Source organism: Lysinibacillus sp. FSL L8-0126, assembly GCF_038630385.1.
Taxonomy (GTDB): Bacteria; Bacillota; Bacilli; order Bacillales_A; family Planococcaceae; genus Lysinibacillus; species Lysinibacillus fusiformis_D.
Map to the genome: position 1 here is coordinate 2,794,459 of NZ_CP152028.1, position 13,006 is coordinate 2,807,464.

A 13,006-nucleotide genomic window follows, 5' to 3' on the forward strand; every position below is an offset into this window, starting at 1 on the left:
TTAACAGAGAGAATGGAGGCGAAAAGGATGTCTCAGCAAATGGATTGGTATTTACAAGAAGTAGAACGATATGAAGAATTGGGCTTTTTAAGAAAGAAAACATTAATGGAAGAGCTTGACATCATTGCTCAACGATTTCCGCATCATCTGGCAGTAGTGGAAGGGAATCGACGCTTAACTTATGAAGAGCTGCTTCAAGAAATTAAGCAATTATCGACAGGCTTTTTATCTTTAGGTTGGCAGCAGGGTGATCGGGTTTTAATGCAGCTACCAAATACAATTGAATTTATTACTGTTTTATTTAGTCTGTTAAAAATAGGTGTGCAGCCTGTTTTGATGTTGCCATCCCATAGAGAAGTAGAAATCGATACAGTTGCCAAAATGGTTCAGCCAATAGCTTATATATGTTGCAGTAGTTATCTAGGTTTCCAGTATGAATGTATGGCCGCACAGGTAATTCCTCAGCATAAAAGTATTCGATATATTGTGACGGTTGGGGAATCCACCATACAGTGGCCAGCATCCTATACACATGTAACAGTAGATCAACTGAAAGAAAGGAACTATTCATTAGCAATTAGCGCTTCACCTCACTATAGAGATACTGCATTATACTTATTGTCTGGTGGCACAACAGGCATTCCCAAAATAATTCCGAAAATACATGAAGCTTATGCCTATAATGCATTCGCCTCTGCTGAAAAATGTGGAATGACTCCTGAAACGGCATACATGGCTGTACTATCGATTTCACATGATTATCCGTTATGCTCACCAGGTATATTAGGTACTCTTTTTACAGGTGGAAAAGTGGTATTATGTCAAACCTCTAGCTTTGATGAAGCATTTCATGAAATCGAAAAAGAACAGGTGACACATACCGCCATTGTACCAACAATTGCTAGCCTTTGGTTAGAAGCATTTGAATGGTATGAAGATTTGAATATGTCGAGCTTAGAGGTGGTCTTAATTGGCGCTGCTCACATAGAGCAGGAAATGGCTGTTCAATTTATGAATACATTTCACTGTAAAATACAACAAGGATACGGACTCGGCGAAGGGATTACTTGTTTCACAGCATTAAATGATCCTGTGGAAATTGTTACAAGCTGTCAAGGGCAGGCAATTTCGATAGGTGATGAAATAAAGATTATAGATGAGCTAGGAAGAGAAGTTCCTCAGGGTCAGCTTGGAGAATTGGTGGCAAAAGGTCCGTATACATTTGGCGGATACTATCAAGCATCTGCTTTAAATGCAGAAATTTTTACCAAGGATTACTTTTTACGTACTGGTGATAAGGCTCGTATTACATCAGATGGAAATATACAAATTGTCGGTCGAGTAAGGGAGCAAATTAATCGTGCAGGTGAAAATGTTATACCATCTGAAATTGAAAGTTTTTTACGTACACAGCCAATGATAAAAGATGCTGCTGTTGTTGGTTTACCAGATAAGGATCTAGGAGAAAGCATTTGTGCATTTATAGTGACCGATGGACAAAGAATGGAACGAGATGAGATATGTAGTTATTTATTTCATATAGGTGTTGCTCCATATAAACTTCCAGATCGAATCATATATGTTGAGCGATTACCGTTTATAAATGTAGGGAAAGTGGATAAAAAAAAATTAAAACAGATGGCTATGGAAAGTGAGGCGTCTATGCATTGAAATTAGAAAGTGATTTAGACATCATCCGAAATCTAGCATTAGAAGTCAATCAACTCCTCGGTATAAAGAAAGAAATACGCGCGGATCAAAATTTATTGGAGTTAGGCTTAAACTCCTTACAAGTCATGAAATTAGTCAGCAAACTAAAAAAAGCTGGCATTACCATTACTTTCAAAGAATTAATATCGGAACCTTATTTGAGCGCTTGGTACGAATTATTAAATAGAGAGGCTGTCCATTCAATAAATAGTGATAACTCCCTATTAGAAAATCAAGATAAAACAATACCTAATATGTATGAGCCATTTCCATTAACAGATGTACAGTATGCCTATTGGGTTGGGCGACAAAGCGGTCAATATTTAGGCGGAAATGGCTGTCATGGTTATATGGAAATTAACGGTCAACATATTGATATAGAGCGGCTTGAATCGGCATGGGCCATCATTGTCCAGCATCATCCTATGCTCCGTGTTAAGTATACGGAGGATGGCCAACAGCAAGTTTTAACAGCATCCCCTTTTACAGCTATTGCTGTTCACGATTTAACAACATGTTCACAAGACGAGGTTAATCAACAATTAGAAGCTATTCGTGCGAATACTTCACATCGGCTATTGGCAATTGATCAAGGGGAAGTAGCTCGATTACAGCTATCTCTATTGCCTGATGGTAAAACGCGACTTCATTTCGATATCGACTTACTTGTAGCTGATGTGCAAAGTTTCCAAATCATTTTACATGATTTAGCGGCTGCTTATACTAGACAACAAAAACCAAAAGCACCTGAAAATTGGAACTTTGCGAAATATCTTTATGATAAAAAATTAGCAAATGCTGATGAAGAACGTTATGCCGAAGCCTATTGGAAAAACAGGTTAGCCACTTTACCATTAGGTCCTAAACTACCGTTGTCAAACAATGCTGCGTTGATACAACACGAACCTAAATTTACAAGAAGAGAGTACTTTTTAGAAGATACTGCTTGGAGCAAGCTGCAATTGATTGCGTCTCGTTATAACGTTACTTCTGCGATGGTATTGTTAGCAGCTTATGCTTACACATTAAATAAGTGGAGCAGTGAATCCCGTTTTCTTATGAATATACCATTGTTCAATCGAGATACTTTGTCTGAAGAGCTAGAGCATGTTGTAGCTGATTTTACTACCTTGTTATTATTGGAGGTTGATAGTGAAACACAACAGTCTTTTTTAGCCTTTACAAAAAGTTTACAACAGCAATTTCATCAAGATATGAACTATACGGCTTATTCAGGGGTCAAAATTCAACGAGATTTAGCTAAGTATCACCCAGATGAAAAAGCCTTTGCTCCAATCGTTTTTTCATGTAATTTAGGTGTACCACTTATTAATGAAGAATTTAAAGATGCATTTGGCAAGATTCATTACATGATTTCTCAAACACCTCAAGTTTGGTTAGACTTTCAAATGTTTGATATGGATGGTGGTTTATTATGTATTTGGGATGGTTTAGATGACATATTTCCATCAGGTTTATTGGATGACATGTTTGATCTGTTTATCAAAACCATTCATTGGTTAATTGAAGACGAACAGCATTGGCTCCAACATCCAGCTATCGAAACGAAAGCACAAATAGCAAGACGTCAAGTAATAGAAGATTCCATAGTAACAGATTCTGCACAGTGCTTGCATACGTCTTTCTTTGAAATAGCAAAGCAACAACCATATGCTATAGCGCTAATAGATGGGATAGACCATCATGAAATAACTTATAAACAACTGTCCTTACAGGCAGAACAGGTGGCTGCCACATTGTTACATAACGGCTTTAAAAAAGGTGATCGAGTAGCGATTTCATTGCCGAGAGGATTAGAGCAAATTCAAGCAATTTTAGGGGTTTTGGCTATTGGGGGATGCTTTGTTCCAGTACATGTGACACAGCCAAGTGAACGCTATAAAAAAATTATGGAAAAGGCTAATGTAAGCTTTATCTTAACAGCTGCTCCCTATGAGGCAAAATATAAAAATATTGATCAAGTACAAGTTATTAAAATAGAACAAACACAACAATTTGGTCATGTGACATTGCCTAAAGTGGATGTAAACAGCTCAGCTTATATTATTTTTACATCAGGCTCAACGGGAGAACCAAAAGGTGTGGAAATTAGTCATAAAGCAGCTTGGAATACAATTGCAGATATCAATCAAAAATATAACATAAGCATGGAAGATCGTATTTTAGCAGTATCCTCATTAGATTTTGATTTGTCTATATACGATATATTTGGTCTTTTGAGTGTTGGTGGCAGCATTGTTCTTCTTTCAGACGATACGGCTCGAAACGCTGATATTTGGTTAAAGTTGGTTCGTCATTATCATGTTACACTATGGAATTCTGTACCCGCTTTATTGAAAATGTTTTTAATAGAGGCAGAAAGTGCAAAATTAATTTGTTTAGATTTACGTATCGTCATGCTGTCAGGTGATTGGATTAACTTAGATATTCCTGACCGATTGTTAAAAGTAGCACCGAGAGGTTTATTAGTAGCGATGGGTGGTGCGACAGAAGCGGCAATCTGGTCCAATTACTATAATGTTGATCACCCGTTACCAGCAAGTTGGCGATCTATCCCTTATGGAAGACCATTGAGAAATCAGTTTTATAGAGTGATTGATGTAAATGGAGAAGATTGTCCGAATTGGAAAGCAGGAGAATTGTGGATAGGCGGCGCTGGTATAGCCAAAGGGTATGTAGGAGAACCACAATTAACTGCTGAGCGTTTTATAGAAGAAAAAGGTATTCGCTGGTATAAGACAGGGGATAATGGGCGATTTTGGCATAATGGGCTTATTGAATTTTTAGGAAGAAATGATTCCCAGGTAAAGGTACGGGGTCATCGTATTGAATTAGGTGAAATCGAAAGTGTTATGCGAAGCTATGAGAAAGTGGAGGATGCCGTTGTCACTGTCAGAGGAGAGGAAAGCCAATATTTAGCTGCTTATATTGTAAGTTGTTCAGAAAAAGAGCAGGTACAATCTATAAAGAACAATAAACCCATGATTGATTGGTCTAACATAGATCAATTAAAAGCGTCAGGGTATTTTTTAAAAAATGTAAATGAGAATGAATATCGTTATCGATTATTTAAAAATTATTGTACCCACCTCACTACGGAAACGATTTGTAAAATACTTGTCAGATGTGGTTTTCCAATAGAAAAAGATGCAAGCTACAATAGGATAACGATCATAGAGCGAGAAAAGATCAACAGTCGATATCAAAGCTTAATCGATCAATGGTTTAGATTTTTAGAAAAAAACAATATCGTTTCATGTGATGGGCCGATTATTCATAATAAACAATGCTTAATCGTCCAAAATGAAGAATCGTTTCATCGTTTAAATAAAAAACAAACAACATATATAAATGAATTTATTTCTACCTTTTTTGAAAAAGGCTATGCACTTTTAACTGGTGAAATAGAGCCTTTAGAATTATTGCTTCCTCATAATGTACACACTTTAGAGCAATTGACAGATAACCTATCTGATGGAAACAAACAGCAAGAAGTATTCATAAACTTGATTCAAACGGTATTAAATCATCGAATAGAACGTCAAGCACCACTCAAAATATTAGAGATTGGGACGCGTCATATCAACACACTTCAAATAGTAATGGAAGCATTTTCGACAGATGAGCTACATTATACGGCTACAGATGAATCCAACTATTTTTTAAATCGTGCTCAACAAATTGTAGGGTCACAACCGAATATCCATTACAAAATGCTTGATATAAATAAGTGCCCGATTTCTCAAGGCTTTGTAGATGGTGACTATGATGTGATTGTGGCTTCTCATTCTTTACATAGAGCAGCCCATATTAGAAATTCACTTAAACATTTAAAAAAGCTATTAAAGCATGGCGGTTTATTCATTCAATTAGAAATGACGGAAAATAATCCTCTGCAATTAGTCAGTACAGCATTTTTAGAGGATGGCTTTATACATTATGAGGATGAAAGGGCAAAGACATGCCTTCCCTTATTATCAGAAAATGATTGGCTTTCAGTATTGACAGACGAGGGCTTCACCAATATGACGACGCAGTCTATTGATACCGCGTTTACACAGTATTTATTTGTAGCGCAAGTTGAACGACAATCAACATTAGATTTCCAATTAGAACCACTTCACCGTTACTTAGAACAACGATTACCAAACTATATGATTCCACAAGTCATTATTCAATTAGAGCAGTTGCCTATTACTGCTAATGGAAAAGTAGATCGAGCAGCATTACCAATCCCTCAACAAGAGCAAGCTGATCTAGCTAAAAAGGATTTTATTGCACCAACAACCTCAATCGAATTGAGATTAGCACAAATATGGAAAGAAGTATTAGGGCAAGAAGCCATTAGCATAGACGATCATTATTTTGAGCTTGGTGGAGATTCATTATTAGCTACTCAGCTTAGTGCAAAAATAAAAGAGCAATTTGCTGTCAAAATGAGTTTAGAAGCCATCTTTAATCAACCAGTGTTTCAACAAATGGCCTTGTTATTAGAGGAACTAGTGCACCAAAAGTCAAATGAGGACTCGGAGAAAAAGTTACCAAGTATAGAGCCTAATGAGCAGGATCGTTTTAAGCCGTTCCCATTAACAGACGTTCAGCAAGCCTATTGGTTAGGCCGTAGCGGCATTTATGCGTACGGGGATGTATCTACTCATTGCTATTTTGAAATGGATTGTTCTTCCCTCGATCATGCAAGGGTGGAGCAAACATGGAATCGTCTTATCCAACATCATGATATGATGAGAGCCATTATTTTAAATGATGGACAACAGCAACAAGTCCAAGAATTTGTAGCGTATTATTCCATTGCTTCCTATAATCTTACGAATCTTTCAGCAGAACAACGTAAAGAACAGCTCACGTTAGTGCGCAGTGAGATGGAACATCAAACTTTTATTCCGAGTGAGTGGCCATTATTTGATATTCGTATGTCGGCCATTAATGAACAAAAAACAAGAATCCATATTAGTTTTGACAATATCATTTTTGATGGCTTTAGTATGTTCTATTTATTTAAAGAGTGGAAGCGGCTATATGATGATTCTTCAGCAAAACTACAAACACTTCAAACGACATTTAGAGATTATATACTGGCTTATCAAAAAATTCGAGAGACCGAAATGTATAAGCGGGATATTCAATATTGGCATCAGCGAATTGACAATATGTATCCAGCACCTGATTTACCACTGCTTGATTATAAAGAAGATTTATCTAACTGTAAATTTACAAGATACGAGGAAAAGCTATCGACAGAAGAATGGCTAGTATTAAAGCAATTGGCTGCCAAAATGAACTTGTCACCAGCCTCGTTGTTAATAGCTGCTTATGCTGAAACGTTAGCGAGATGGAGTAGCCAACCGAAATTTACGATTAATCTTACTCGTTTCCATCGTGTGTTGTTCGAACCAGATGTTGACCAGCTCATAGGTGATTTTACATCTCTTAATCTGTTATCTATTGATATGTCAAAAGGAGAATCTTTTTTAGAGCGTGCAAGAACTGTTCAAAAGCAATTATTGCAGGATTTAGAACATCCTTATGTAAGTGGTGTTTATGTCGAACGAGCACTAGCAAAAAAATGGAATCGACAAATGGGGATTATGATGCCCTTTGTCTTCACGAGTGGCTTAGGGCTTGAAAAAAATAATGGATCTACAACAAAAACTAGCTATTTAGGGGATATTGTATATGGATTATCTCAGACACCTCAAGTTTGGCTAGATCATCAAGTTTCAGAGCAAAAGGGTGAATTATGGTTAAGCTGGGATGCCATAGAGGAGCTTTTCCCGCAGTATCTAATTCGCGACATGTTTGAAGCATACACCCGTATTTTAAAGGAGCTTGCTAGGAAAGAAGACTTATGGCAACAGCCAATTAGGAGTCTTGTATGTTTCCCATGTCAAGAGCAAGAAGGGAAATTGAAAGGACCAGACACAGCTATCTCCGACGAGACATTAATCAGTCTTGTTGAAAAACAAATAGCAGCAAATCCTACTAATCTGGCAGTGATTTCGGAAGAAAAAAATATGACGTACGAACAGCTAAGTCATTTAACGAACCATACTGCGCAAGCAATACTCGCAATGGATCGTACTAAAGGAAGATTAGTTGCTGTTGTTATGGAAAAAGGATGGGAACAGATAGTTGCTGTTTTAGGCATTATGAAGGCAGGGAAGGCATATTTGCCGATAGATTGTACAACACCGATTGAACGGATGAAATTTCTTTTACAGGAAGGAGAAGTTCAATCCATTGTGACGCAAGCACATGTACTTAAACAGCTACCTTTTTTAAATGATTATCATGTGACAGTCATTGATCCTGAATGGGCACATCAAGAATGTTTTATTACTAGTCTTGAATTATTGTCTTCTGATTTAGCGTATGTCATTTATACTTCTGGTTCTACTGGAAAGCCGAAGGGGGTCATGATTGATCATCGAGGTGCAGTGAATACGATAGTAGATATTAATGATCGACTTGGCGTTTGTGCAGAGGATCGCATTCTTGCGTTATCTAACTTGACGTTTGATTTATCGGTCTATGATATTTTCGGTTTACTTGCTGTTGGAGGAGCCATAGTAGTACCACGAGCTGAGCGCATAAAAGATCCCGTTCATTGGAATGAATTATTGCAAACGCAGCACATTTCCATTTGGAATACAGTACCTGCCTTTATGCAAATGCTGGCACAATATACTAAAAATATAGAGTTTTTCACATATCCAACATTAAGAGCGGTACTACTGAGTGGAGACTGGATTCCAATAAGCTTGCCAAGTGAAATTTGGGAAATTGCGCCAAAGACACAAATTTTAGGATTAGGTGGTGCAACAGAGGCGTCTATATGGTCGAATATTTTCGATATACAAACAGTAGATGGGAATTGGAAGAGTATTCCATATGGGAAACCTTTAGCCAACCAATATTATTATATTTTAAATGACCAAATGGCGGCCTGCCCTGTGAATGTACCAGGAAATTTATATATCGGAGGAGTAGGGCTTGCAAAAGGCTATTGGAAAAATGAAGACCGTACAAATGAGCAATTTTTAATTCATCCAATGACAAAAGAGCGTCTATATGCTACAGGCGACTTAGGGCGATATTTGCCTGATGGCAATATTGAATTTTTAGGAAGAGCAGATGCACAAATCAAATTAAATGGCTATCGGGTTGAAATAGGCGAAATAGATTATCACTTAGCTAAATTGCCTTGTGTGAAGGAAGCAGCAACCATTGTTCATGAACGTAATGGAACATCAATACTAGTGGCATATGTAGTATTAGAAGATGAACAAGATGGACTAAATAATGAACAATTTAAACAATTACTTGCTCAAAAATTGCCTCATTATATGTTGCCTACAATCTATAAATCTATTGATAAAATGCCTCTATCAGAAAATGGGAAAGTAAACCGTAAGTTTTTACAACAGTTACCATTGAATGAGCAAGAGCTGTCAAAGAAGTATAGAGCACCTTATACAGAGATGCAAAAAGACGTAGCAGCAATATGGGAAGAAATATTATCCTACGAACAGCCTGGACTTGATGATGACTTTTTCACATGTGGAGGTAATTCTTTAATGGCCATTCAAATGATCGGAAAAATAAAAGAGCAATTCACTATAGAGCTTTCTATTCAAACACTATTCACGCATACACGCCTTGAACAACTAGCAGCATATGTTGAAGAGCAAAGTGTCACTATGGAGGAAGGAGCTCTATGAGACAGCATCTCCTTGCCCGAATATGTTTCATGATTATCATGATGGCTTGCATAAGTGGTTGTAGTGAAGAAACAAAAATAGCTAAGCATTCTTCATTAAAAATAGGTGTGTTACGAATCGATGATAGTCTGCCTTTATATGTAGCTGAGAAGGATCAACTTTTTCAAAAATATGGTGTCGATGTTGAGCTGATAGAGTTTGGCAGTGCTTCTGACCAATCCAAGGCGATGGAGGCTGGTGAGCTCGACGGCATGATGACTGATATGATAGTCCAAAATTTAATAAAAAAAGGAGGCTTGGATGTTAAAACCATTGCATTAGCATTAGGTGCGACGGAGAAGGAGGGAAGATTTTTAGTCGTTTCTTCTCCGCAAAGCGCTATTGTTGAACCGAAACAGCTAGAAGGACAATCTGTAATGATCGCTGAAAATACAATGATAGATTATCTAATGGAGCAATATGAGCGCCATTTAAAACTAGAATCCTCCCAAATAACAAAAATTCATTTGCCGAATCTTTCATTACGTGTAGATGCCGTATTAGCTGGAAAAGAAGCGCAGGTAGCTATACTACCAGAGCCATTGGCAAGCTATGCAGTTGCCCAAGGTGCAAATATTGTCATTGATGATACAACGCTTGGCGAGAACTTTTCCCAATCAGTCATCGTGATGACACAAAAAAATATAACAAAAAATAGAGCTGAGGTTAAAAAATTTCTGGAAGCCTACAATGAAGCCATTAAACAGGTAAATCGGCAGCCAGAAAAATACTTTGAGCTTGCCTTACAAGTGGCGAATGTACCAGAAATTTTAAAAGAACAATATACAGTTCCAGCCTTTACGCCTAATCGTGTACCAGCACAAGAAAATATTGAGCGTCTTTCGGATTGGTTAGTTTCTAAAGGATTATTAGAGCAAGCCTTTTCATATGAAGAGCTAGTAGAGACATCCTTAGAAGAACAGTAAAAGGAGGATAGGCCATGTATCAAATTCAGCATGTTGACTTAGCATACAAATCAGCCTCAGGTATGGTGAACGCTCTGCAAAATATTAGCCTTCATATATCTTTAGGTGAATGTGTAGCTATTGTTGGTGTCTCAGGTAGCGGAAAATCCTCATTTTTAAATATTGTAGCTGGCTTGGAGAAACCGACTAAAGGAACCATTTATTTTGATGGTAAAGAACTGAAAGGACCACAGCAGGAGATAGCGATTATTTTTCAAAATTATGGCCTGTTTCCATGGAAAAGCGTGAAAGCTAACATAGCTCTCCCTTTAAAGCTTGCTAAACGCTCTAAGCAGGAAAGGGACAGGGACACACAATTAATTTTATCGCAATTGAATATTCACGATTTGCAGAACCGCTACCCTTTCCAACTATCTGGGGGGCAGCAGCAGCGGGTTGCCATCGGTAGGGCTTTAATTCAAAAACCAAAAGTCTTGTTAATGGACGAGCCGTTTTCTGCGTTAGATATTTTAACGAAGGAGCAATTCATGCAGACATTACAAACAATACGTCATGAAAGAAATTTAACCTTACTATTCGTGACACATAATATTGATGAAGCGCTGATGATGAGCGATCGAATTGTTGTATTTCACACGAATGGAAAAACAATTGCAGGAATTATTGAGAATGATTATCAAATAGAGGGGCGTCATCATCCTGCTTGCATGTATCGTCAGCAACAGCGGATTAAACAATTATTAAAGGGAGAGCCCTGTGAAGAAGACATATAGTATAGTGATTGCTGCCATCATGATTATTTTATTATGGCATCTGTCTAGCATTGCATTAAATAAACCTTTTTTACCTTCTCCCTTTAAAGCAGGACTATCATTTTTAACAGTAGTAACAAACGGTGATTTAACACCACATTTTGTCATTAGTAGTTATCGAGTAGCTATTGGTATTGGCTGCGCTCTTTTATTAGCGATTCCTACAGGATTACTTATGGGATGGAATAACAAAATAGACCTCATATTAAGTCCTTTATTATATGTGCTCTACCCTATCCCGAAGGTTGTTTTTTTACCAATTATTCTTGTGTTATTTGGATTAGGCGATGCCCCAAAAATCATTTTAATTGCCTTTGTTCTTTATTTTCAATTAGTCGTAGTCATCCGTGATGCAGCGAAGGGAATTCCTTATGATCAGAAGCAAGTTATCCGGTCATTAAATGCTACAAAACTACAAACATTGTCTCATTTGACATTACCCTATTGCTTACCGAGTGTAATGACTTCTTTAAGGGCTTCATTAGGAACAGCATTAGCCATTCTATTTATAGCAGAAACTTTTGCATCTTTTAGCGGATTAGGATATTACATTTTAAATCGAATGGATAGTAGAGATTATCTAGCTATGTATGCAGGTGTGATAGGACTAGCTTTATTGGGTGGAGGGTTATATGCCCTTATTAATATCGCAGAAAACACTGTTTGTAAATGGTATAAATTGATGGCAGATAATAGCAGTAACCATTAAGGAGAAAAACTATGGATATACAAGGAAATATGATACGTTCAACGATTCAAGGCTTTTCTACATCTTATTTGCTCTATACAGCTTGTGAATTAGGAATATTTGATGCCTTATATCAAGAACGAAGACATGTATCGTTATTGGCAGAGGAATTAGCAATTGATGAAGACATACTCTTTCGTTTTATGAGACCATTAGTGGCTTTAAAGTATGTGAATGAAGAAAAAAATTATTTTAATTTACTTCCTTTAGGGGAACGGTTGGCAGGACAAGCAAAGGATTCTTTAAAGGATTTTCTGCTATTTACAGGGAGACAAGCAATGCCTTATTGGTCAAAACTATGTGAGGCAATAAAAATGAACAAAATCCCATATCAATTAGTAGAGAAACAGCCTTATTTTCAAGCACAAATACAGCAAAACGAAAAATTTGAAGTGTTTCATAATATGATGAGTAAAACAAGTGAACAGCTTCAATTAGACACCTATTTCGCAGCAAAAAAGGATTGGCACTGTATCAAGACAATTATTGATATTGGTGGTGGATCTGGAGAGATAATTGTGAAATTTTTGGAATATTATCGCAATGCTCAAGGGGTTGTAATCGATTTACAACATGTTCAACAAAAGGCGGAGGAGAAGCTGGCACTTTACGGTTTCGATAGTCGATGTACGTTTCAGGCAGGAGATTTTTTTCATGCAGTGCCACGGTCAGGTGATCTCTATATTCTATCGAGAATTCTCCATGATTGGGAGGATGAAGCAGCAATTACAATTTTACGTAATATTGCCGAAAGTATGAGCGAAAATTCTGCACTAACTATTATTGAAAAAGTATTACCAGAGGTCATAGAAGGAAATGCCTCGCATTTATATATGACGGATTTAAATATTTGGACGATGTGCGGAGGCAAGGAACGAACACAATCGCAGTTTGAAGCGTTATTCCATCAAAGCGACTTAAAGATCAAAGCACTTTATCCATTAAAGGAAGATGACTATCTAATAGAAATTGTCAAAAAGGACTTCGAATATCAGGAGGGCATAATATAAT

General features: G+C 37.2%; 6 protein-coding genes. All 6 read left to right on the forward strand.

What is annotated here, in order from left to right; translation table 11 throughout:
- Positions 1 to 27: 27 nt before the first annotated feature.
- The 6 genes from MHI34_RS13735 to MHI34_RS13760 are packed head-to-tail and all read left to right on the forward strand — an operon-like array spanning position 28 to position 13,005.
- On the forward strand, positions 28 to 1,671 hold the full coding sequence (locus MHI34_RS13735; RefSeq protein ID WP_342503536.1) for an AMP-binding protein: 1,644 nt from the start codon (positions 28 to 30) through the stop codon (positions 1,669 to 1,671).
- On the forward strand, positions 1,668 to 9,470 hold the full coding sequence (locus MHI34_RS13740) for an amino acid adenylation domain-containing protein (RefSeq protein WP_342503537.1): 7,803 nt from the start codon (positions 1,668 to 1,670) through the stop codon (positions 9,468 to 9,470). The genes MHI34_RS13735 and MHI34_RS13740 overlap by 4 nt, the downstream gene beginning before the upstream one ends.
- Positions 9,467 to 10,435, forward strand: a complete 969-nt coding sequence (locus MHI34_RS13745) for a MetQ/NlpA family ABC transporter substrate-binding protein (RefSeq protein WP_342503538.1) — start codon at positions 9,467 to 9,469, stop codon at positions 10,433 to 10,435. The genes MHI34_RS13740 and MHI34_RS13745 overlap by 4 nt, the downstream gene beginning before the upstream one ends.
- A gap of 14 nt (positions 10,436 to 10,449) precedes the next feature.
- Positions 10,450 to 11,208, forward strand: coding sequence for an ABC transporter ATP-binding protein (locus tag MHI34_RS13750; RefSeq protein WP_036121594.1), 759 nt, complete (start codon positions 10,450 to 10,452; stop codon positions 11,206 to 11,208).
- Positions 11,192 to 11,956: an ABC transporter permease subunit gene (locus MHI34_RS13755; RefSeq protein ID WP_330493083.1), complete on the forward strand. Its 765-nt coding sequence runs from the start codon at positions 11,192 to 11,194 to the stop codon at positions 11,954 to 11,956. The genes MHI34_RS13750 and MHI34_RS13755 overlap by 17 nt, the downstream gene beginning before the upstream one ends.
- Positions 11,957 to 11,967: 11 nt before the next feature.
- Entirely contained in the window at positions 11,968 to 13,005 is a 1,038-nt protein-coding gene (locus MHI34_RS13760) for a methyltransferase (RefSeq protein ID WP_342503539.1), read from the forward strand.
- Position 13,006 lies beyond the last annotated feature (1 nt).

Bases quoted from the DNA above. Each gene is read 5' to 3' on its own strand.
- MHI34_RS13735 (WP_342503536.1), top strand. From the start codon at position 28: ATGTCTCAGCAAATGGATTGGTATTTACAAGAAGTAGAACGATATGAA.
- MHI34_RS13750 (WP_036121594.1), top strand. From the start codon at position 10,450: ATGTATCAAATTCAGCATGTTGACTTAGCATACAAATCAGCCTCAGGT.
- MHI34_RS13760 (WP_342503539.1), top strand. From the start codon at position 11,968: ATGGATATACAAGGAAATATGATACGTTCAACGATTCAAGGCTTTTCT.
- MHI34_RS13745 (WP_342503538.1), top strand. From the start codon at position 9,467: ATGAGACAGCATCTCCTTGCCCGAATATGTTTCATGATTATCATGATG.